At 55.7% G+C, this 21,843-nt stretch carries 17 protein-coding genes and 1 pseudogene; 2 read left to right on the forward strand and 16 right to left on the reverse strand.

The window, feature by feature from the left end; genetic code table 11:
• Positions 1-69 precede the first annotated feature (69 nt).
• From carB to AC4IBF_RS18280, 9 genes and pseudogenes are all read right to left on the reverse strand, one after another.
• On the reverse strand, positions 70-3,294 hold the full coding sequence (gene carB, locus AC4IBF_RS18240) for a carbamoyl-phosphate synthase large subunit (protein ID WP_491463003.1): 3,225 nt from the start codon (positions 3,292-3,294) through the stop codon (positions 70-72).
• Positions 3,295-3,312: 18 nt separating this feature from the next.
• The gene (carA, locus tag AC4IBF_RS18245; protein WP_010427050.1) at positions 3,313-4,461 is read right to left on the reverse strand and encodes a glutamine-hydrolyzing carbamoyl-phosphate synthase small subunit; all 1,149 of its coding nucleotides are present in this window, start codon (positions 4,459-4,461) and stop codon (positions 3,313-3,315) included.
• A 454-nt stretch (positions 4,462-4,915) separates the two neighbouring features.
• Entirely contained in the window at positions 4,916-5,737 is an 822-nt protein-coding gene (dapB, locus tag AC4IBF_RS18250; RefSeq protein WP_133293759.1) for a 4-hydroxy-tetrahydrodipicolinate reductase, read from the reverse strand.
• Positions 5,738-5,942: 205 nt separating this feature from the next.
• On the reverse strand, positions 5,943-6,893 hold the full coding sequence (gene ispH, locus AC4IBF_RS18255) for a 4-hydroxy-3-methylbut-2-enyl diphosphate reductase (RefSeq protein WP_115876464.1): 951 nt from the start codon (positions 6,891-6,893) through the stop codon (positions 5,943-5,945).
• Position 6,894: 1 nt separating this feature from the next.
• Complete coding sequence (fkpB, locus tag AC4IBF_RS18260; protein ID WP_003856450.1) at positions 6,895-7,344, reverse strand: FKBP-type peptidyl-prolyl cis-trans isomerase; 450 nt, start codon at positions 7,342-7,344, stop codon at positions 6,895-6,897.
• 52 nt (positions 7,345-7,396) lie between these two features.
• On the reverse strand, positions 7,397-7,897 hold the full coding sequence (lspA, locus tag AC4IBF_RS18265) for a signal peptidase II (RefSeq protein WP_127729576.1): 501 nt from the start codon (positions 7,895-7,897) through the stop codon (positions 7,397-7,399).
• A complete protein-coding gene (gene ileS, locus AC4IBF_RS18270; RefSeq protein WP_115876466.1) occupies positions 7,897-10,713 on the reverse strand; it encodes an isoleucine--tRNA ligase in 2,817 nt (938 codons plus the stop codon). Before ileS ends, lspA begins: the two co-directional genes overlap by 1 nt.
• 45 nt (positions 10,714-10,758) lie before the next feature.
• Entirely contained in the window at positions 10,759-11,685 is a 927-nt protein-coding gene (gene ribF / locus AC4IBF_RS18275; RefSeq protein WP_032644021.1) for a bifunctional riboflavin kinase/FAD synthetase, read from the reverse strand.
• 7 nt (positions 11,686-11,692) lie between these two features.
• Positions 11,693-11,911: pseudogene (locus tag AC4IBF_RS18280) on the reverse strand (DUF2575 domain-containing protein).
• 101 nt (positions 11,912-12,012) lie between these two features.
• Between AC4IBF_RS18280 and rpsT the strand changes: the two are divergent.
• Positions 12,013-12,276 (forward strand): 30S ribosomal protein S20, encoded by a 264-nt coding sequence (gene rpsT / locus AC4IBF_RS18285; RefSeq protein ID WP_003856458.1) that lies wholly within the window; start codon positions 12,013-12,015, stop codon positions 12,274-12,276.
• Between the two features lie 57 nt (positions 12,277-12,333).
• Here the strand turns inward: rpsT and nhaR are convergent, their stop codons facing one another.
• From nhaR to dnaK, 4 genes are all read right to left on the reverse strand, one after another.
• Positions 12,334-13,233: a transcriptional activator NhaR gene (gene nhaR / locus AC4IBF_RS18290; RefSeq protein ID WP_032660752.1), complete on the reverse strand. Its 900-nt coding sequence runs from the start codon at positions 13,231-13,233 to the stop codon at positions 12,334-12,336.
• A gap of 58 nt (positions 13,234-13,291) precedes the next feature.
• The gene (gene nhaA, locus AC4IBF_RS18295; RefSeq protein ID WP_491463004.1) at positions 13,292-14,467 is read right to left on the reverse strand and encodes a Na+/H+ antiporter NhaA; all 1,176 of its coding nucleotides are present in this window, start codon (positions 14,465-14,467) and stop codon (positions 13,292-13,294) included.
• 171 nt (positions 14,468-14,638) lie between these two features.
• On the reverse strand, positions 14,639-15,784 hold the full coding sequence (gene dnaJ, locus AC4IBF_RS18300; RefSeq protein WP_014830600.1) for a molecular chaperone DnaJ: 1,146 nt from the start codon (positions 15,782-15,784) through the stop codon (positions 14,639-14,641).
• A gap of 87 nt (positions 15,785-15,871) precedes the next feature.
• Positions 15,872-17,785, reverse strand: coding sequence for a molecular chaperone DnaK (gene dnaK, locus AC4IBF_RS18305; RefSeq protein ID WP_008502041.1), 1,914 nt, complete (start codon positions 17,783-17,785; stop codon positions 15,872-15,874).
• Between the two features lie 296 nt (positions 17,786-18,081).
• Between dnaK and satP the strand changes: the two genes are divergently transcribed.
• Complete coding sequence (satP, locus tag AC4IBF_RS18310; protein ID WP_367897072.1) at positions 18,082-18,648, forward strand: acetate uptake transporter; 567 nt, start codon at positions 18,082-18,084, stop codon at positions 18,646-18,648.
• On the opposite strand, the gene AC4IBF_RS18315 is transcribed toward satP, so the two are convergent.
• The 3 genes from AC4IBF_RS18315 to tal form a co-directional block, all read right to left on the reverse strand.
• Positions 18,625-19,947 (reverse strand): MFS transporter, encoded by a 1,323-nt coding sequence (locus tag AC4IBF_RS18315; protein ID WP_325814085.1) that lies wholly within the window; start codon positions 19,945-19,947, stop codon positions 18,625-18,627. The genes satP and AC4IBF_RS18315 overlap by 24 nt on opposite strands.
• Positions 19,948-20,069: 122 nt before the next feature.
• Complete coding sequence (gene mog / locus AC4IBF_RS18320) at positions 20,070-20,657, reverse strand: molybdopterin adenylyltransferase (protein ID WP_111964074.1); 588 nt, start codon at positions 20,655-20,657, stop codon at positions 20,070-20,072.
• 110 nt (positions 20,658-20,767) lie between these two features.
• Positions 20,768-21,721 carry a transaldolase gene (tal, locus tag AC4IBF_RS18325; protein ID WP_023310342.1) on the reverse strand — a complete coding sequence of 318 codons (954 nt, stop codon included), beginning with the start codon at positions 21,719-21,721 and terminating at the stop codon, positions 20,768-20,770.
• Between the last annotated feature and the right edge of the window lie 122 nt (positions 21,722-21,843).

The raw sequence follows: 21,843 nt of genomic DNA on the forward strand, positions 1-21,843 counted from the left end.
GATGAAAAACCAGAAGGTTCTGAAGATGGGGAGAATGCCCGGCAGCCGAACGGCACCGGGCATTTTTACTTACTTGCTAATCTGCGCGTGCATTTCCTGCACTGAAATCACCTTCTCGGTGGCATCCGCGTTCAGCGCCATGGCCGTCGCGAAACCGCCGTTCAGGGTGGTGTCGTAGTGCACCTTGTACTGCAGCGCGCTGCGGCGAATCAGCTTGGAGTCTTCAATCGCCTGGCGGCCTGCGGTAGTGTTGATGATGTAGGTGTATTCGCCATTCTTGATACGGTCCTGAATGTGCGGACGACCTTCATGCACCTTGTTCACCAGACGCGGGTTAATACCGGCTTCACCCAGCACAATCGCCGTACCGTGGGTTGCGTCCAGCTCGAAGCCCTGTTTCAGCAGCTTGGCGGCCAGGTCAACCACGCGCTCTTTGTCGCCTTCGCGAACGGAGAGCAGCGCACGGCCTGATTTTCTCATGGTGGAGCTACTACCCAGCTGCGCCTTCGCGAACGCTTCGGCGAAGGTGCGGCCCACGCCCATCACTTCCCCGGTAGAGCGCATTTCTGGCCCTAACAGCGGGTCAACGCCCGGGAATTTGTTGAACGGCAGCACCACTTCTTTCACCGAGTAGTACGGTGGAATGATCTCTTTGGTCACACCCTGCTGCGCCAGCGTCTGGCCCGCCATCACGCGCGCCGCCACTTTCGCCAGCGGTACGCCGGTGGCTTTGGAGACGAACGGTACGGTACGTGCCGCACGCGGGTTGACTTCAATCAGGTAGACTTCGTTGTCTTTCACCGCGAACTGGACGTTCATCAGGCCGCGAACCTGCAGCTCGAAGGCCAGCTTCTGCACCTGCTGGCGCATCACGTCCTGAATCTCCTGGCTCAGGGTGTACGCTGGCAGAGAACAGGCGGAGTCGCCGGAGTGCACGCCTGCCTGCTCGATATGCTCCATGATGCCGCCAATCAGCACCATTTCGCCATCGCAGATGGCGTCAACGTCTACTTCCACCGCGTCGTCGAGGAAGCGGTCAAGCAGCACTGGCGCATCGTTGGAAACGCTCACTGCGGTCTGGAAGTAGCGACGCAGGTCGGCTTCGTCATAAACGATTTCCATCGCGCGGCCGCCCAGCACGTAGGAAGGACGCACCACCAGCGGGTAGCCAATCTCTTTCGCCTTCTCAACGGCCTGTTCGATAGCGGTCACGGTGGCGTTCGCCGGCTGTTTCAGCTTCAGACGGTCAACCGCCTGCTGGAAACGCTCGCGGTCTTCCGCACGGTCAATCGCATCCGGGCTGGTACCGATAACCGGTACGCCTGCCGCTTCCAGCGCGCGCGCCAGCTTCAGCGGGGTCTGGCCACCGTACTGCACGATAACGCCTTTTGGCTTCTCGATGCGCACGATTTCCAGCACGTCTTCCAGGGTAACCGGCTCGAAGTAGAGGCGGTCAGAGGTGTCGTAGTCGGTAGAAACCGTTTCAGGGTTACAGTTGACCATGATGGTCTCGTAACCGTCTTCGCGCAGCGCCAGCGAGGCGTGTACGCAGCAGTAGTCGAACTCGATGCCCTGGCCGATACGGTTTGGACCGCCGCCCAGCACCATAATCTTGTCGCGGTCGACTGACGGGTTCGCTTCGCACTCGTCTTCATAGGTGGAGTACATGTACGCGGTGTCGGTCGAGAATTCAGCCGCACAGGTGTCCACGCGCTTGTAGACCGGGTGCAGGTTGTACTGGTCGCGCAGCTTGCGGATTTCTGCTTCACGCACGCCCGCCAGCTTAGCCAGACGCGCGTCTGCGAAGCCTTTACGCTTCAGCACGCGCAGGAAGTCAGCGTCCAGGCCGGTGATGCCCAGCTCGGCCACTTTCTCTTCCAGACGCACCAGCTCTTCAATCTGCACCAGGAACCAGCGGTCGATGTTGGTCAGGTTGAACACGCCGTCCACGGACAGGCCCGCACGGAAGGCATCGGCGATGTACCAGATACGCTCTGCGCCCGCGTCTTTCAGCTCGCGGCGGATTTTAGTCAGCGCTTCCGGGTCGTCCAGGCTCACTTTCGGGTCAAAGCCGGTCGCGCCCACTTCCAGGCCGCGCAGCGCTTTTTGCAGGGATTCCTGCTGGGTGCGGCCAATCGCCATCACTTCACCGACAGATTTCATCTGGGTGGTCAGACGGTCGTTCGCGCCCGCGAATTTCTCGAAGTTGAAGCGAGGAATTTTGGTCACAACGTAGTCGATGGACGGCTCGAAGGACGCAGGCGTGCGGCCACCGGTGATGTCGTTCATCAGCTCGTCGAGGGTGTAACCCACCGCCAGCTTCGCCGCCACTTTCGCAATCGGGAAGCCGGTCGCTTTCGACGCCAGCGCGGAGGAACGGGACACGCGCGGGTTCATTTCGATAACAATCAGGCGGCCTGTTTTCGGGTTAACCGAGAACTGCACGTTAGAACCGCCGGTTTCCACGCCGATTTCACGCAGTACCGCCATCGAGGCGTTACGCATGATTTGATACTCTTTGTCGGTCAGGGTCTGGGCTGGCGCAACGGTGATGGAGTCACCGGTGTGGATACCCATCGCATCGAAGTTTTCGATGGAGCAGACGATGATGCAGTTGTCGTTTTTATCACGTACCACTTCCATCTCGTACTCTTTCCAGCCAATCAGCGACTCGTCAATCAGCAGCTCTTTGGTTGGGGAGAGATCAAGACCGCGTTCACAAATCTCTTCGAACTCTTCACGGTTGTAGGCGATACCGCCGCCGGTGCCGCCCATGGTGAACGATGGACGGATGATGCACGGATAACCCACTTCAGCCGCAACGGCCAGCGCTTCTTCCATGTTGTGTGCGATACCGGAACGCGCGGTGTCGAGGCCGATTTTCTTCATTGCCACGTCGAAGCGGCGACGGTCTTCTGCTTTATCAATGGCGTCGGCGGTCGCACCGATCATGGTCACGCCGAACTCTTCCAGCACGCCCTGACGCTCCAGCTCCAGCGCACAGTTCAGCGCCGTCTGGCCGCCCATGGTTGGCAGCACCGCGTCCGGACGCTCTTTCTCGATGATTTTACGCACGACTTCCCAGTGAATCGGCTCGATGTAGGTTGCATCTGCCATCTCCGGGTCGGTCATGATGGTTGCCGGGTTGGAGTTCACCAGGATAACGCGGTAACCCTCTTCGCGCAGGGCTTTACACGCCTGAGCGCCGGAGTAGTCGAATTCGCAGGCCTGGCCGATCACGATCGGGCCAGCGCCAAGGATCAGGATGCTTTTTATGTCTGTACGTTTTGGCATTGTCTTCTCGGCTCCTGATTATTTAGCTGTCTTACGGTATTGCTCGATAAGTTCGATGAAGTGATCGAACAGCGGCGCGGCGTCGTGTGGCCCCGGGCTGGCTTCAGGGTGGCCCTGGAAGCTGAATGCTGGCTTATCGGTACGGTGGATACCCTGCAGGGTGCCATCGAACAGCGACTTATGGGTCACGCGCAGGTTAGCCGGCATTGAGGCTTCGTCGACGGCAAAGCCGTGGTTCTGCGCGGTGATCATCACCGTGTTGTTATCAATGTCTTTCACCGGGTGGTTACCACCGTGGTGGCCGAACTTCATCTTAACGGTGTTCGCACCGCTAGCCAGCGCCAGCAGCTGATGGCCGAGGCAGATGCCGAATACCGGGATGTCGGTTTCCAGGAAGGACTTGATGGCGGCGATGGCGTAATCACACGGCGCCGGGTCGCCAGGACCGTTGGACAGGAAAATACCGTCCGGATTCATCTTCAGCACGTCTTCGGCAGACGTTTGTGCCGGAACCACCGTCAGGCGGCAGCCGCGGTCAACCAGCATGCGCAGGATGTTGCGCTTGGCGCCGAAATCGTAGGCCACCACGTGGAACGGCAGCTCGCTCTCTTTTTTCGCTTCCGGCAGGTCGCCTTCCAGCGTCCAGCTACCCTGAGTCCAGCTGTAGGCTTCAGCAGTAGTCACTTCTTTCGCCAGGTCCATGCCGTTCAGGCCAGGGAAGGCTTTCGCTTTTTCCAGCGCCAGCGTCGCATCGAGGTTATCACCCGCGATGATGCAGCCGTTCTGTGCACCCTTCTCGCGCAGCAAACGCGTTAGCTTACGGGTATCGATATCGGCAATCGCCACGATGTTATGGCGCTTCAGGTAAGAAGAAAGATCTTCGGTATTGCGGAAGTTGCTGGCTATCAGCGGCAGGTCGCGGATGACCAGGCCTTGCGCATGTACCTGAGAGGATTCTTCGTCAGCCGCATTGGTGCCGACATTGCCGATATGAGGATAAGTAAGAGTAACGATTTGGCGAGAATAGGAAGGATCAGTGAGGATTTCTTGATAACCGGTCATTGAAGTATTGAAAACGACTTCCCCAACCGCCGAACCCGTTGCCCCTATGGCCCGACCGATAAACTGGGTTCCGTCTTCCAGAACCAATAGCGCTGACTTAATCAAAACACCCTCCAGAGAATATTCACTCACTTTATTTGCATATTAATTCATAACCGTGTCATGAATCAATGCAAATGTGTTGCCAGCGGATTTTTGGCAAACGGCGGCATTCTGGAGATTTGGTGGGTAAAAGTCAACTTAAAACGGATATTTTGTTTAGTGTTTTGCAGCCCTGGTGAGAGTAATGCGGCTTAAGCGACAAAAAGATCAGGTAAATCACCGCGGAAAACGCTTGCGCGCCGGGTTTAATAAAAAATGTCGTGTTGGAGCATGAAAAAGTGGACCGGATGGTCAAAATTTACATTTCAGTAACGTTAAAACGCTACAAGATATAGAAATTTAGAGGCTTAATTAAAAACAACACATGAAAAAGATAAAATAAAAGGGCAATAAAATATTGCCCTATGCAATCAAACAATTACGACTGCAATAACCACATCACGATGGGTAATAATGCTTACAAATTGTTGAGATCTAGCACATCTCGCATATCAAAAAGACCATTTTTCTTCTCTTTCAGCCACAAGGCGGACCGAACGGCACCATTGGCAAACGTCATTCGGCTGGACGCTTTATGCGTAATTTCGACACGTTCGCCAATATCGGCGAACATCGCCGTGTGTTCGCCGACGATGTCACCCGCTCGCACGGTTGCGAAACCGATGGTGCCAGGTACGCGTTCGCCGGTGTAGCCTTCGCGGGTATAGACCGCGCAGTCTTTTAAATCTTTATCAAGTGCATGAGCAATCGCTTCGCCCATCGCCAGCGCCGTCCCAGATGGCGCATCAACCTTGTAACGGTGGTGAGCTTCTACAATCTCGATATCGGTATAATTGCCCATCACCTTCGCGGCCTTCTCCAGCAGCTTCAGCATGACGTTAACGCCCACGCTAAAGTTTGCGGCGAAGACAATCGCAATCTCTTTGGATGCATCCTGGATAGCCTGCTTGCCCGCATCGTCAAAACCGGTGGTGCCAATCACCATCCCCTTGCCGTGCTGACGGCAAAACGCCAGATGCGTGAGCGTCCCTTCCGGGCGTGTAAAATCGATGAATACATCGAAGTCCTCTTTTACCGCTTCCAGACTGCTTTGCACGGTAACACCCGTGTGGCCAGCGCCCGCCAGCTCACCGGCATCGGTCCCCAGAAGCGAAGAACCTTCTCGCTCCAGTGCCGCGCCAAGCGCTACGCCATCCATCTGAAGTGCCGCCTGAATAAGCTGACGGCCCATACGTCCACCCGCGCCCGCAATGGCGACACGGATCTGTGCATCATGCATAGTTATTCTCTTACGTTAAAATGATGTAAACCGTTTTCAGATTAACCAGCCTTGAGAAGCACTGCCAACTGAAAACACCGATAATTAGAATTTAACGTGAAACCGACTTAAATATCAGTAAAAGACATGATTTTGTCGTCACGATAAAGTAACGGGTAAAAAAAAGGCCAGCACAGGAGGTGCTGGCCTTTCATCAGAAAAAGGACTATTCAACTTCGCGGGCGTCGATGCGCAGTTCTTTCGGGACTTCGAAAACGATGTTCTCTTCACGTCCTTCCAGCGGCACCGCTTCGCCGCCGCCCAGCTCCTGCAGACGGGAAATGACGTTCTGAACCAGAATATCTGGCGCAGACGCCCCGGCCGTCACGCCGACACAGGCCGCGTCTTTAACCCACGCTTCCTGAATATCCGACGCGTCATCAATCAGGAAAGCCATTTTCCCCATGCGTTGCGCCAGTTCGGCCAGACGGTTGGAGTTAGATGAGTTTTTGGAGCCGACCACGAGCACCACATCCGCCTGTTCAGCCAGCGCGCGCACCGCTTCCTGACGGTTAGTGGTTGCGTAGCAGATATCATCCTTACGCGGGCCGACGATTTTCGGGAAGCGCTGACGCAGGGCGTCAATCACGTCTGAGGTATCGTCTACGGAGAGCGTCGTCTGGGTCATAAACGACAGACGCGCTTCGTTTTTCACGTTCAGCGTAAGGACATCTTCAGGCGACTCAACCAGATACATCCCCCCTTCCGGGTTGCTGTACTGGCCCATGGTGCCTTCGACTTCCGGATGACCGGCATGGCCAATCAAAATCGACTCTTCACCACGACGGCTGGCGCGCGCCACTTCCATATGCACTTTTGTCACCAGCGGACAGGTAGCATCGAATACGGTCAGATCGCGGCTTTTTGCTTCGTTACGGACCGCCTGAGAGACACCGTGCGCGGAGAAGATCAGGATCGCACCGTCCGGTACTTCGCTGATCTGCTCAATGAAGATGGCGCCGCGCTCGCGCAGGCTGTCGACCACGTAGCGGTTGTGCACCACTTCGTGACGCACATAAATCGGCGCGCCGTAAATCTCCAGCGCGTTTTCAACAATGCTGATAGCGCGGTCTACACCGGCGCAGAAGCCGCGCGGGTTAGCCAACAGGATCTGCATTTCAGGCCTCCAGTGCAGGATCGATTTCCAGCACTTCAACATCAAAATGAACGGTACGCCCGGCAAGCGGATGGTTGAAGTCAACGGTAATGGAGTCGCCGTTGATTTCGCGGATCACGCCAGGCATTTCGCTGCCGTCCATAGCGGTAAAGAGCATAATCGCGCCGATTTCCGGTTCACCCGCATCCATAAACTCGCGGCGCGAGAAATACTGGATCAGGTCCGGACTCGGCACGCCAAACGCGGCATCCGGCTCCAGCGAAAAGGCTTTTTTCTCTCCCTCTTTCAGGCCCAGAAGCTGCTGCTCAAGACCTTCAGACAGGGAGGTATCGCCAAGACGAAACAGGGCCGGTTTGCCGTTATTGCGGGTGGATTCGGCCGTGGAGCCGTCATCCAGCTTCAGCGTGAAGTGAACGAGAACCGCGCTGTTGCTCTGTACGGATTTAGACATGCAAATTGCTCGCTTGTTTAGCCCGGTGGCATTACACCACCGGGCGAGTGTGTTACGCCTGCTCTTTCGCAGCCGGTTTAGGCAAGAAGCCTTCCAGCACGATTAACGCCGCACCGATACAAATTGCCGTATCGGCCAGGTTAAAGGTCGCGAAATGCCAGTCGCCGACGTAAAAGTCAATCATATCGACCACAAAGCCGTGCCACAGGCGGTCAAACAGGTTGCCCAGCGCGCCGCCAATGATCAGCGCGTAGGCGATGTTATTCAGCTTTTGCGTGGCCTTCGAGCGGTACATCAGCACCGCCAGGATCACGCAGATACCCAGAGCGATACCTGCAAAGAACCAGCGCTGCCAGCCACCGCTGTCGGCAAGGAAACTAAACGCTGCGCCGTAGTTACGCGCGTAGTGCAGGTTAAGCGACGGGAACAGCGGGACCGTCTCCCCCAGAGAAAAATTCTGGAGTATCAGGAATTTGCTGCCCAGATCGATAATCAGCACCACCACAACCAGCCACAGCCAGCGCAGTCCTGTTGAACAGAGAGTTTTACTCATCAGGCAAACTTACGTTTTTCGCCGTCACCGGCGACGTTGCTTACACAGCGTCCGCAGATGTCTGCGTGTTCCGCCACCTGACCGACATCGGTAGTGTAATGCCAGCAACGCGGGCATTTCTCACCGTCGGCTTTGCTCAGCGCGACTTTCAGTCCTTTGAGCAGTTCGCTCTGCTGAGCATCAGCAGAAGCCTCGGCATAATCCGCAACTTTCGCACCGGAGGTCAACAGGACAAATCGTAATTCATCGCCCAGCGCGATCAGCTTCGCCGCCAGCTCCGGTTCAGCGTACAGCGTGACTGCCGCTTCCAGAGAGCCGCCGACTTTCTTGTCTGCACGCGCCTGCTCGATAACCTTGTTCACTTCGCCACGCACCTTCAGCAGCTCGTCCCAGAAGGCATCGTTCATCGCTTCGGTGCTGGAGAGATCGAACAGACCTTCGTACCACTCACCCGTGAAGACATACTTCTCACGGTCGCCAGGCAGATAGCCCCAGATTTCATCCGCGGTGAAGGACATGATCGGCGCCATCCAGCGTACCAGCGCTTCTGCGATGTGGAACAGCGCGGTCTGGCAGCTACGACGCGCCACGCTGTCCGCTTTCGCGGTGTACTGGCGGTCTTTGATGATGTCGAGGTAGAACGAGCCCATCTCGATGGAGCAGAAGCGCATCAGGCGCTGCACCACTTCGTGGAAGTCGTAAGACTCATAGGCTTTCAGGATATCGTCCTGCGCCGCTTTCGCGCAGCCTACCGCCCAGCGGTCCAGCACCACCATCTCTTCCGGTTTAACCATGTCTTTTGCCGGATCGAACCCGTTCAGGTTCGCCAGCAGGAAGCGCGCGGTGTTACGGATACGACGATAGCTGTCGGCAGCACGCTTCAGGATCTCGTCAGACACCGCCATTTCGCCGGTGTAGTCGGTCGACGCCACCCACAGACGCAGGATGTCTGCGCCCAGTTTGTTCATCACATCCTGCGGAGAAACGGTGTTACCGATAGATTTGGACATCTTACGGCCCTGACCATCCACGGTGAAGCCGTGAGTCAGTACCTGACGGTAAGGCGCTTTACCCTTCATGGCGGTGGAGATCATCAGAGATGACATGAACCAGCCGCGGTGTTGGTCCGACCCTTCCAGATACATATCGGCAGCGTGACCGGCGAATTCCGGACGCACGTCAACCACGGAGGAGTGGGTCGACCCGGAGTCGAACCACACGTCCAGGGTATCCGGCACTTTCTCGTAGTTATCTGCATCAGCGCCCAAGATGTCGCGGGCGTCGAGATCCCACCACGCCTGAATGCCGTCAACTTCGACGCGCTTCGCCACTTCTTCCATCAGTTCCAGGGTATTCGGGTGCAGTTCCTGCGTCTCTTTGTGCACGAACAGAGACATCGGTACACCCCAGGTACGCTGACGGGAGATACACCAGTCAGGACGGTTAGCTACCATGGATTCGATACGCGCCTGGCCCCAGTCAGGGATCCACTGCACGCCTTTGATCTCTTTCAGAGACTGCTCGCGCAGGCCTTTCTGATCCATGCTGACGAACCACTGCGGGGTCGCACGGAAGATGATTGGGGTCTTGTGACGCCAGCAGCACGGATAGCTGTGCTGCATTTTTTCTACGTGCAGCAGCGCGCCGCTGGTACGCAGCATGTCGACGATAATGTCGTTCGCTTTGAAGACGTTGATACCATCCAGCGCCGGGTAGGTGCCAGGCAGATAAGAACCGTCCGGGCCGACCGGGTTAGCGATTTCCAGACCGTACTTCAGGCTGATGTTGTAGTCGTCAGGACCGTGGCCACCGGCGGTATGCACCGCACCGGTACCCGCTTCCAGCGTCACGTGATCGCCCAGGATCGCCGGAACGTCGAAGTCCAGGAACGGGTGCTTGAAGCGCATCAGCTCCAGGGCGTCACCTTTCACGGTGCCCAGCACGGTGTAGTCACTGATATGCGCGCGCTTCAGCACGCTCTCAACCAGATCTTTCGCCAGGATAACCGCCTGACCGTCAATCTGCACCAGTGCGTATTCGAACTCACCGGACAGGGAGATCGCACGGTTGGCAGGCAGAGTCCACGGGGTGGTGGTCCAGATCACCAGAGAGATCGGGCCGTTTACCGAGGAGACGCCAAATTTAGCCTTCACCGCATCCTGATCGACGGCATGGAACGCCACGTCGATAGATGGGGAAGTTTTGTCGTAATACTCCACTTCCGCTTCTGCCAGCGCAGAGCGGCAGTCCACGCACCAGTGCACCGGCTTAGCGCCTTTGTGCAGGTGACCGTTACCGATGATTTTGCCCAGCGCACGGATGATGTTGGCTTCAGTTTTGAAATCCATGGTCAGGTACGGGTGCGACCAGTCGCCCAGCACGCCCAGACGGATGAAGTCAGCGCGCTGACCGTCGACCTGCGTGGCTGCATATTCGCGACACTTCGCACGGAACTCGGCGGCGGTGAACTTCTCACCCGGCTTGCCGAACTCTTGCTCCACTTTCAGCTCGATTGGCAGACCGTGGCAGTCCCAGCCTGGAACGTAAGGCGAGTCATAGCCCGTGAGCCCTTTGGACTTCACGATAATGTCTTTCAGAATCTTGTTAACCGAGTGACCAATATGAATGCTGCCATTCGCATATGGAGGGCCATCATGCAGAATGAAGGTTTTTTTGCCTTTTTTGGCTGCACGAATGATGCCGTACAGGTCATCATCGGTCCAACGCGCCAGCATTCCCGGTTCGCGCTTGGCGAGATCGCCGCGCATCGGGAACCCTGTTTCCGGCAAATTCAGGGTTGATTTATAGTCACTCATCAGATTCTCGGTTCCGTATTTATCACGTAGGCAGTTAAGCCGGGTTCAAAGCCCAAAAAACTCGCGGGCCGTCAATTCATCTCGCGCAATTTGCGCTTTTAGTTCATCCAGCGAACCAAATCGCTGCTCGTTGCGTATTTTTTTACGCAGTATCACATCTATATGGCGACCATACAGGTCCATTACAACGTCCAGCAGGTGCACTTCTAGCTGTTGACGCACACCCGCGACGGTCGGACGCGTGCCAATGTTGGCGACGCCGTAGAACGGCTTATCGCCCAGTCCTGCCACTTCCACCGCATAAACCCCTTTAACCGGGGAAACCTGACGACGCAGCGGTATATTCGCCGTCGGGAAGCCTATCGTGCGGCCCAGCGCATCGCCATGGACCACGCGGCCAGAGATAGTAAACGGATGCCCCAGCAGGGTTTCAGCCGTATCCAGTTCATCATCGGCCAATGCCCGGCGAACCGCCGTGCTGCTGACGCGCACGCCGCCTTCGCAGAAGGTCATCGCGCTGGTGACGTCAAAACCGTACTCCAGACCAGCCTTCTGTAATAGCAAGAAATCGCCCTGACGACCAGCGCCAAAGCGGAAATCATCGCCCACGGCGAGAAACTGCACGCCAAGGCGCTTAACCAGCAGGTCGCTGACGAAATTTTGTGCTGTCAGCGCGGCAAAGCGGCGATCGAAACGTACACACAATACATAGTCCACGCCGGACTCCGCCAGATAGCGCAACTTCTCGCGCAGGCGAGTGAGGCGGGCGGGAGATTTATCGCCCGCGAACAGCTCCAGCGGCTGCGGCTCGAAAATCATCACTACAACAGGCAGGCCGCGGGCCTCCCCTTCTTTACGCAATCCCTGCAACAGCGCCTGATGACCACGATGCACGCCGTCGAAATTACCAATAGTCAGCACGCACCCGTGCGGTGCGCTGCTGAGATTATGTATGCCGCGTATCAGCTTCATGTCTGGCTCAAAACAGTGAAAATCGCCAAAGTATACCTTGTACAGCGGTTAAGGTTAACCGGCGATTGTTCGCGCAAAACAGAAAGCCGTAATGATTTCATCAGGCTGACCTTTCGCAGCGAAAAAATCTGCTCGTGAACTGCGATTTTTATGCCGAAAGGCTGTATTCAGGGAAGACAAGCTGGTAGAATCCTGCGCCATCACTACGTAACGTAGCGTCGCTAATTAACGGCGCTTATTTGCACAAATCCATTGACAAAAGAAGGCAAAGAGGGCATATTCCTCGGCCTTTGAATTGTCCACATAGAACATATTTGGGAGTTGGACTTGGCTAATATCAAATCAGCTAAGAAACGTGCCGTTCAGTCTGAAAAGGCTCGTAAGCACAACGCAAGCCGTCGCTCTATGATGCGTACTTTCATCAAGAAAGTATACGCAGCAATCGAAGCAGGCGACAAAGCTGCAGCGCAGAACGCATTTAACGAAATGCAACCAATCGTGGATCGTCAGGCTGCTAAAGGTCTGATCCACAAAAACAAAGCAGCGCGTCATAAAGCAAACCTGACCGCGCAGATCAACAAACTGGCTTAATCGCTACTTGTTGTTGCTTGTTTAAAGAACCCGCTTAACGCGGGTTTTTTTATGCCTTCAGATTGCCGGTGGCGTAAACAGCGCCGAGTAGTCACGGTTACAGATTCGCTGCACCGCCGGGTGCTGAATCATCCTTTCGGCAAATATGGCGTGATACTCCTCCATCACGTTATCCACTCTGCCTATCTCCGTAATCTTATCGTCCGAATAGAGATCGTGCGCGTACAGCGTCGGCGCAACGAAGATGGCGTTATGCGCTTCGCCAAAGGCTTTCATCAGCGCCGCATCGTCAAACTCTCCGAGAATTTCGACCTTTAGCCCCTGCGAGTTAAACCAGTTCAGCAGCTTGCGTCCCAGCATTGAGCGCCTTCCCGGCACCAGCAGGCGGCGCTCTTCAAGGCACGCGGGGAACGGTTTTTCCGGCGGCGGATTAATGCACCAGAAGCTCACGCCGCATTCGCCAATTTTTACCGAGAACAGCCCTTCCTGCTGGGTGGAATCAATCGGACAATCCGAGATAATCATATCCAGCTTGTGCTGGCTTAGCTGTTCCAGCAGCATCTCGTGGGTGGATTCAAAGCAGCGCAGATGAATTTGTTCATCTTCAACCACCGCCGCGTCCAGCACGCCGCTCACCAGCCGTTTGGACAGCGCATCCGCCACGCCCACGTCAAAGAGCAGGTTCGACTCTTTGCGGTAGTTGACAATATCCAGCATCTCCTGGCTCAGGGTGAACATCTTGTCCGCGTAGCGAAACACCAGCTCGCCCAGTTCGCTGGGTTCAATCCCACGCCCCTTACGCTTGAACAGCTTGCCCTGCAAACGCTCTTCCAGCGCCTTGATTTGCCCGGTAATGGTTTGCGGCGTCAGATAGAGCGCTTCTGCCGCTCCCACCACCGAGCCCTGCTTATAGACGTGCCAGAAGTAGTACAGATGGTTGTAATTTAAATGAGACATCGCGTCTTCTCTCCCTGAGTGTATATCGGGAGAAGGATCGCCTCCTCCCGGTGTTCCGTTATGCCCGGACGGCCTGTCCGGATAACTTCACCTTCAACAAGGTATAACCGATTACCGCGGCCAGTAATGACCCGATGAGGATGCCGAGTTTAGCCCAGACGATAAGCTCAGGCGCATGCGCGCCAAACGCAAGGGTCGAGATAAAGATCGACATCGTAAACCCGATTCCACACAGCACGCCGACGGCCATAATTTGACCAAAGGTTGTGCCGTGCGGCAATGACGCCAGCTTCAGCTTCGTCGCCAGCCAGCAGAAGAGGCTAATACCCAGCGGCTTACCGATAAACAGCCCGGCAATAATGCCCAGCGGCAGCACGGACGTCAGCCCGTCCAGCGTCACCCCGCCCAGCGAAACCCCGGCGTTGGCAAACGCAAATAGGGGTAGGGTCATAAAGGCGACCCACGGGTGCAGCACATGCTCCAGCTGCTTAGCGGGCGACTTGCCGTCCTGCGGCTTAAGCGGCACGAAGAAGCCGACGATCACACCTGCCAGCGTAGCGTGCACGCCCGATTTCAGCACCGCCGTCCACAGCACCATCCCCACCAGGATATAGATACCGATGCGGCGAACATTGAAGATGTTCAGCAGCGCCAGCACCGCAATCGCCCCGGCAGCGACGCTCAGGGACAGGATCGACAGATCGCTGGTGTAGAACAGCGCGATAATCACAATGGCGCCCAGGTCATCGATGATCGCCAGCGCCATCAGGAAGATTTTCAGGGCTACCGGCACGCGGCTACCGAGTAAGGCTAAGACACCGAGCGCAAAGGCGATATCCGTCGCAGCCGGGATCGCCCAGCCGTGACGTGCAATCGGATCCTGCCAGGTGAATGCCAGGAAGAGCAGCGCCGGCACCACCATCCCACCGAGCGCGGCAATGACCGGGAACGCCGCGCGCTGGCGGCTGGCTAGCGAGCCCAGTACCAGCTCACGCTTAACCTCAAGCCCCACCAGCAGGAAGAACACCGCCATTAGCGCATCGTTGATCCACAGCAGCATGTTCTTGTTAATTTCCAGCGCCCCGACCTTCAGCTCAACGGGCGTTTCCAGAAATGCATGGTAGAGATCCTGCGTGATGCCAAGGTTAGCCAGCACCATCGCGGCCGCTGCGGCAATAATCAGGATCACGCCACCGGACGCCTCACTGCTAAAGAAACGGTGTAGTAATTTCATTTAAGTTCTCTCTTTTACAACAATACCTCGATAAAACCATAATACCAAGCCAAATAGCTCGGCAAAAACAGATTAATATTGAGTATAAACTCAGTTTAACCGAGCTATACGCGCAAATAAAAAAGCCCGGAATCGCTTCCGGGCTTTTGCGGATGAAAACCAGCTGATCGATTAGCGGGTTAAATCATCGAAGAATTTTTTGACGCCATCGAAGAAGCTTTTGGAGCGCGGGCTGTTTTTCTCACCCGTCGGGCCGCCGAAGCTCTCCTGCAGCTCTTTCAGCAGCTGTTTCTGCTTGTCGTTCAGGCCAACCGGCGTTTCCACGACGACGCGGCAAAGCAGGTCGCCCTGCGCACCACCACGAACGGATTTAACGCCTTTCCCGCGCATGCGGAACAGCTTACCGGTCTGGGTCTCGCCCGGGATCTTCAGATTGACGCGACCATCCAGCGTCGGTACTTCGATTTCACCGCCCAGTGCCGCCATCGCAAAGTTGATCGGCACTTCGCAGTACAGGTTGTTCCCTTCACGCTCAAAGATAGCGTGCTGTTTCACCTGCACCTGGACGTACAGATCGCCTGCCGGTGCGCCGTGCTCGCCTGCTTCGCCCTCACCTGCCAGACGGATGCGGTCGCCCGTATCCACGCCGGCCGGGATCTTAACGGACAGGGTCTTGGTTTTCTCAACGCGACCGTGGCCGTGGCATTTGGTGCACGGATCTTTGATCAGCGTACCGCGACCGTGACAGTGCGGACAGGCCTGCTGCACCGCAAAGAAGCCCTGACGCATCTGTACCTGACCCGAACCGTGACAGGTTGGACAGGTTTGTGGCTGCGTACCCGCTTTCGCACCGCTGCCGTGGCAAACGTCACACTCTTCCAGAGTTGGAATACGGATCTCTTTGGTTACGCCGCGAACGGCCTCTTCCAGCGTCAGCTCCATGTTGTAGCGCAGGTCCGCGCCGCGCGCCGCGCGCTGACGACCACGGCCGCCGCCGAAGATATCGCCGAACACATCGCCAAAGATATCGCTGAAGTCAGCGCCGCCGCCAAAGCCGCCACCGCCGAATCCACCGCCGCCCATGCCGCCCTGTTCAAAGGCTGCGTGACCGTACTGGTCATAGGCCGCACGTTTTTGTGCATCGGTCAGGACTTCGTAGGCTTCTTTGATCTCTTTAAATTTGGCTTCAGCCTCTTTGTCACCCTGGTTACGGTCCGGGTGGAATTTCATGGCCAGGCGCTTATACGCCTTTTTGATTTCACGCTCTTCCGCAGTTTTCGGAACGCCTAAAATCTCGTAATAGTCTTGCTTTGCCATTGGTTTTTTTAAGCCCCTTAACATGCGAGCACGGGCGTGGAGAGTTCTCCTACGCCCGTGCCGATTAATTACCCTGCATCAGGGCGATTATTTTTTATCTTTAACTTCTTCGAACTCAGCGTCGACAACATCGTCGTCTTTCGCGTTGTTCGCCGAAGCGTCAGCGCCCGCCTGCTGTTGAGCGTGCTGCTGCTGAGCGATTTCCATCAGCTTCTGAGAAGCCTGTGCCAGTTCCTGCATCTTCGCTTCAATGTCCGCTTTATCTTCACCTTTCAGTGAGGATTCCAGCGCACTCAGTGCAGCTTCGATAGCAGTCTTGTCTTCCGCTGGCAGTTTATCGCCTGCTTCTTCAACCTGCTTACGGGTGCTGTGCAGCAGATGGTCACCCTGGTTACGGGTCTGAACCAGCTCTTCGAACTTACGGTCGGATTCCGCGTTAGCTTCGGCATCGCGAACCATTTTTTCGATTTCAGCTTCGTTCAGGCCAGAAGATGCCTTGATGGTGATCTTCTGCTCTTTACCGCTGTTTTTGTCTTTCGCAGACACGTGCAGGATACCGTCAGCATCGATGTCGAAGGTGACTTCGATCTGCGGCATGCCGCGCGGTGCCGGGTTAATACCGTCCAGGTTGAACTGACCCAGAGATTTGTTATCCGCCGCACGCTTACGCTCACCCTGCAGCACATGGATGGTTACCGCAGACTGGTTGTCTTCAGCGGTAGAGAACACCTGGCTGTGCTTGGTTGGGATGGTGGTGTTTTTGTTGATGAGCGCAGTCATCACACCGCCCATGGTTTCGATACCCAGAGACAGCGGGGTAACGTCCAGCAGCAGTACGTCTTTAACTTCACCGGTCAGTACGCCACCCTGAACCGCAGCACCGATAGCCACTGCTTCGTCCGGGTTAACGTCTTTACGTGGCTCTTTACCAAAGAACTCAGCCACTTTCTTCTGCACCATTGGCATACGGGTCTGGCCACCAACGAGGATAACGTCGTTGATATCAGACACGGACAGGCCAGCGTCCTGCAGAGCAACTTTCAGCGGCTCGATAGAACGGTTCACCAGGTCTTCTACCAGGCTTTCCAGTTTCGCACGGGTCACTTTGATGTTCATGTGTTTAGGACCGGTCGCGTCTGCAGTGATGTACGGCAGGTTAACGTCGGTCTGCTGAGCAGAAGACAGCTCGATCTTCGCTTTCTCAGCGGCTTCTTTCAGGCGCTGCATAGCCAGCGGGTCGTTACGCAGGTCAATGCCCTGATCTTTCTTGAACTCGTCAACGAGGTAGTTGATCAGACGGGTATCGAAGTCTTCACCACCCAGGTGGGTATCACCGTTGGTTGCCAGAACTTCGAAGGTTTTTTCGCCGTCAACTTCGTCGATTTCGATAATAGAGATATCGAAGGTACCACCACCCAGGTCGTAAACCGCGATAGTACGGTTGCCGACTTCTTTATCCAGACCGTAAGCCAGTGCAGCCGCGGTTGGTTCGTTGATGATACGTTTTACTTCCAGACCTGCGATACGGCCAGCATCTTTGGTTGCCTGACGCTGAGCATCGTTGAAGTAGGCAGGTACGGTGATAACAGCTTCAGTTACCGGCTCACCCAGGTAATCTTCAGCGGTTTTCTTCATTTTTTTCAGCACTTCAGCAGAAATCTGCGGTGGTGCAGTTTTGGTGCCTTTCACATCAAGCCATGCATCGCCGTTATCTGCCGCGATGATTTTGTAAGGCATGATGGAAACGTCACGCTGAACTTCTTCGTCCTGGAAGCGGCGACCGATCAGGCGTTTAATCGCAAACAGGGTGTTTTGCGGGTTTGTCACTGCCTGACGTTTAGCCGGCTGACCAACCAGAGTTTCACCATCCTGGGTATAAGCAATGATAGAAGGCGTGGTGCGATCGCCCTCGGCGTTCTCCAGCACGCGTGCAGTAGTGCCATCCATAATCGCTACACAAGAGTTGGTAGTACCCAGGTCGATACCAATAATTTTACCCATCTAAACGTCTCCACTAAAAATTCAGTCAACATGTGGTTGTGTACCTGTAATAAGGGCAGAACGTGCTTTTTCAACTGCCCAGATTTGATTTTTTTCAGGTCCACACACTGCGGTTGACTACAAGATGGGGTCGCGACGGCATCCATCAAGGGGCAAGCATAAAAAAAATTTTAATTTCACCCTGATGAGATCATAGACGCCATTGATTGCGCCCATTATGATGCCGCGCCCAGTCAGGGAGAACTGACGCGGGTTTAACCATTTCACCATATTAATGATGATTTTTTTGAGGACTTATGGGCAACACTAAGTTGGCTAATCCGGCTCCGCTGGGCCTGATGGGTTTTGGCATGACCACTATTCTGCTGAACCTGCACAATATCGGGATGTTCCCGATGGATGGCATCATCCTGGCGATGGGCATTTTTTACGGCGGTATCGCACAAATCTTCGCGGGCCTGCTGGAATATAAGAAAGGCAATACCTTCGGCTTAACCGCATTCACCTCTTACGGTTCTTTCTGGCTGACCCTGGTTGCCATTCTGCTGCTGCCTAAAATGGGCATGGCAGACGCGGCAAACGCCCACTTCCTGGGCGTTTACCTGGGTCTGTGGGGCGTTTTCACCCTGTTTATGTTCTTCGGTACCCTGAAGGGCAACCGCATGCTGCAGTTCGTTTTCCTGAACCTGACCGTCCTGTTCGCCCTGCTGGCGATCGGTCACCTGGTGGATAACGAAGGCATCGTTCATGTTGCAGGCTGGATTGGTCTGGTTTGCGGCGCAAGCGCTATCTACCTTGCAATGGGTGAAGTGCTGAACGAGCAGTTTGACCGCACCGTTTTACCGATTGGTGAAAAACACTGATCCTTCTGTCGTGTCCGCCTCGCGGGCACGACATCCCCGCTTCTGCCCCAGCCAAATCCCTAATCCCAGCCCCATCATCGACAGCGCCAGCACGTACCAGGCCGGAGCCATGGGAGACACGCCCATCAACACCGTCACCGCAATCGGCGTCAGCCCACCGAAAATGGCATACGACACGTTGTAGGAAAAAGAAATCCCGGTGAAGCGTACCTCTGGCGGGAACGCGCGCACCATCACGTACGGTACAGCCCCGACAACGCCCACGCACAGGCCTACCACGCCGTACAGCAGGAACAGCTGTTCAGGATGGCTGCCAGCCAGATGGTAAAACGCCCAGCTTGATGCGGCCAGTAACAGGCTCCCGACAACAAAGGTAACGCTGGCACCGAAACGATCCGCCGCCAGCCCGGCGGCAAGACAGCCAAAGCAGAGCATGATTGTCGCGATACTGTTCGCCTGTAACGTCACGGCAGGAGCGAAACCATACTGCTTTTGCAGCCACACCGGGGACATCAATATCACCACCACGATGCCCGCCGAGAGCAGCCAGGTAAGCAGCATCGACACCACTACCGCTTTTTTATGGCGTACCACGACCGCCTTCACCGGCAGCTCCTGCGCCAGCGCCTTGCGCTGCTGCATTTCGAGGAAAACCGGGGTCTCCTGCAGCCAGCGACGCAGGTACATCGCGACCAGGCCAAACGCTCCGCCCAGCAGGAATGGAATACGCCAGCCCCAGTCGTGCACGGCCTGCTGCGTCATGCTGGTATTAACGATCGTTGCGACGACGGACCCGAGCAAAATCCCTACCGTTAAGCCCGCGGTTAAGGTTCCGCAGGCGATACCAATGCGGCGCGCCGGAACATGTTCCGCGACAAACACCCACGCGCCCGGCACTTCACCGCCAATCGCCGCGCCCTGAAGAACGCGCATCAGCAACAGCAGCAACGGCGCAAGGATACCCATCGAGGCATAGGTGGGCAGCAGACCAATGGCCAGCGTCGGCACGGCCATCAGCAGGATGCTAAGGGTAAACATCTTCTTACGCCCGACCAGATCGCCAAAGTGGGCCATGATGATGCCGCCCAGCGGACGCGCCAGATACCCGGCGGCAAAAATGCCGAAGGTTTGCACCTGACGCAGCCATTCCGGAATATCCGCCGGGAAGAAGAGCTCTCCCACCACGGCGGCGAAGAAGACGAAGATAATGAAGTCGTAAAACTCCAGCGCGCCGCCTAAGGCCGCAAGCGTGAGGGTTTTGTAATCCTGTCGATTCAGAGGTCGGGCGTTATGTGACATAGCGAACCATTATGCGTGTGTTGTGGATTTATTTTTACAGCAATCGTAAAGAAAAAGTTACTATACCGTAAAACCTTGCCCACGCTATCGCCGCTTCAGCTTATGTCTCACATTGATTAATTTCAGGAGATTGTTTCGCGACGCGCGTTTTTAGGACGAAAAGCTGCTACCACTTTCTCATCGGTTTCGACATACGGGCCGTCAAGAAGCTGTATACAATACGGTACACTTGCAAAGATACCGTGAACGATGACGCTGCCGTCTTCCGCTTTAAGCCCTTCCAGGGTCTCTTTGATCGACTTCGGCTGACCCGGCAGGTTCAGAATCAACGCCTGCTTGCGGATCACCCCCACCTGGCGGGAAAGAATGGCCGTCGGAACAAAGTGTAGACCGATCTGGCGCATCTGTTCACCGAAGCCCGGCATTTCGCGATCGGCGATAGCCAGCGTCGCGTCCGGCGTCACGTCACGGCGGGCGGGGCCGGTTCCGCCCGTCGTCAGAACAAGGTGGCAGCTCATCTCATCCACCAGCTCGCAGAGCGTCTGCTCGATGATCGGTTGTTCGTCAGGAATCAGGCGTGTCTGAATCTCAAAAGGGGTGGTCAGCGCGCTGCTCAACCATTCTTCCAGAGCGGGGATGCCTTTATCCTGGTAAACACCGCTGGAGGCGCGGTCTGAAATCGACACTAAGCCGATGCGTAAGGTATTCATATCCATTCCATTCAAAGAGTACTGATTAAAGGGAATGATACACGCAGAGAGGAGATTCAGACAGGGGACGAAAGAAGTCGCGTGACCGGGAGCCCGGTCACGCAGAATGATTACAGCAGGTCGCCGATCATTTTTTCCAGTTTGCCCTGGTCAACAGCAAACTTACGGATACCATCCGCCAGCTTGTCTACCGCCATTGGATCCTGGTTGTGCTGCCACAGGAACTCGGATTCAGTGATGCGCTCTGGACGTGCTTTTACTTCACCGGTGTAAGACAGTTTACGCTCAATGGTACCTTCGCTTTCTGCCAGCTCTTTCAGCAGCGCAGGAGCGATGGTCAGGCGGTCACAGCCAGCCAGCTCGATGATTTCACCGACGTTACGGAAGCTTGCGCCCATAACCACAGTCTCATAACCGTGCTGCTTGTAGTATTCGTAGATTTCAGTAACAGAAACTACGCCTGGATCTTCAGCCGGTGCGTACTCTTTCTTATCAGTGTTGGCTTTGTACCAGTCCAGAATACGGCCCACGAACGGAGAAATCAGGTATACGCCCGCTTCTGCACAAGCACGCGCCTGCGCGAAGGAGAACAGCAGGGTCAGGTTACAGTTGATACCGTCTTTTTCCAGCTGCTCTGCCGCGCGGATACCCTGCCAGGTGGAAGCCAGTTTGATCAGGATACGGTCGTTGCTGATGCCCGCGTCGTTGTACATTTTGATCAGACGTTTCGCTTTGGCGATAGACGCTTCGGTGTCGTAGGAAAGACGCGCATCTACTTCGGTAGAGATACGGCCAGGAACCAGTTTCAGGATTTCCAGACCGATGTTCACTGCCAGTTTGTCGGTGGCATCCACAACCTGCTGCGCGCGGTCGTTGCTCTGTGCTTTCGCCCAGGTCACTGCGTCGTCAATCAGTTTGCGATACTCAGGGATCTGTGCGGCGTTAAGGATCAGAGAAGGGTTAGTTGTGGCATCCTGCGGCTGGTACAGCTTCATTGCCGCGATATCTCCGGTGTCAGCTACGACAGTGGTGAACTGACGAAGGGAGGTCAATTTATCCGTCATGATAGTGTTTCTCTTTTAACGTGCCCTGGATAATTCACGCTACCGACAGCATGCCTGCAGCGGAAAAATGACAGGTTTACTTGTTAGGGGGATGTAACCGGTCTGCCCTGATGATAACACGA

The organism is Enterobacter sp. Taxon_8 (assembly GCF_058354585.1).

Coding starts and splice junctions, on each gene's coding strand:
- carB (WP_491463003.1), bottom strand. CDS start 3,294: ATGCCAAAACGTACAGACATAAAAAGCATCCTGATCCTTGGCGCTGGC.
- dapB (WP_133293759.1), bottom strand. CDS start 5,737: ATGCATGATGCACAGATCCGTGTCGCCATTGCGGGCGCGGGTGGACGT.
- ispH (WP_115876464.1), bottom strand. CDS start 6,893: ATGCAGATCCTGTTGGCTAACCCGCGCGGCTTCTGCGCCGGTGTAGAC.
- fkpB (WP_003856450.1), bottom strand. CDS start 7,344: ATGTCTAAATCCGTACAGAGCAACAGCGCGGTTCTCGTTCACTTCACG.
- lspA (WP_127729576.1), bottom strand. CDS start 7,897: ATGAGTAAAACTCTCTGTTCAACAGGACTGCGCTGGCTGTGGCTGGTT.
- ileS (WP_115876466.1), bottom strand. CDS start 10,713: ATGAGTGACTATAAATCAACCCTGAATTTGCCGGAAACAGGGTTCCCG.
- ribF (WP_032644021.1), bottom strand. CDS start 11,685: ATGAAGCTGATACGCGGCATACATAATCTCAGCAGCGCACCGCACGGG.
- nhaR (WP_032660752.1), bottom strand. CDS start 13,233: ATGTCTCATTTAAATTACAACCATCTGTACTACTTCTGGCACGTCTAT.
- nhaA (WP_491463004.1), bottom strand. CDS start 14,467: ATGAAATTACTACACCGTTTCTTTAGCAGTGAGGCGTCCGGTGGCGTG.
- dnaJ (WP_014830600.1), bottom strand. CDS start 15,784: ATGGCAAAGCAAGACTATTACGAGATTTTAGGCGTTCCGAAAACTGCG.
- dnaK (WP_008502041.1), bottom strand. CDS start 17,785: ATGGGTAAAATTATTGGTATCGACCTGGGTACTACCAACTCTTGTGTA.
- satP (WP_367897072.1), top strand. CDS start 18,082: ATGGGCAACACTAAGTTGGCTAATCCGGCTCCGCTGGGCCTGATGGGT.
- AC4IBF_RS18315 (WP_325814085.1), bottom strand. CDS start 19,947: ATGTCACATAACGCCCGACCTCTGAATCGACAGGATTACAAAACCCTC.
- mog (WP_111964074.1), bottom strand. CDS start 20,657: ATGAATACCTTACGCATCGGCTTAGTGTCGATTTCAGACCGCGCCTCC.
- tal (WP_023310342.1), bottom strand. CDS start 21,721: ATGACGGATAAATTGACCTCCCTTCGTCAGTTCACCACTGTCGTAGCT.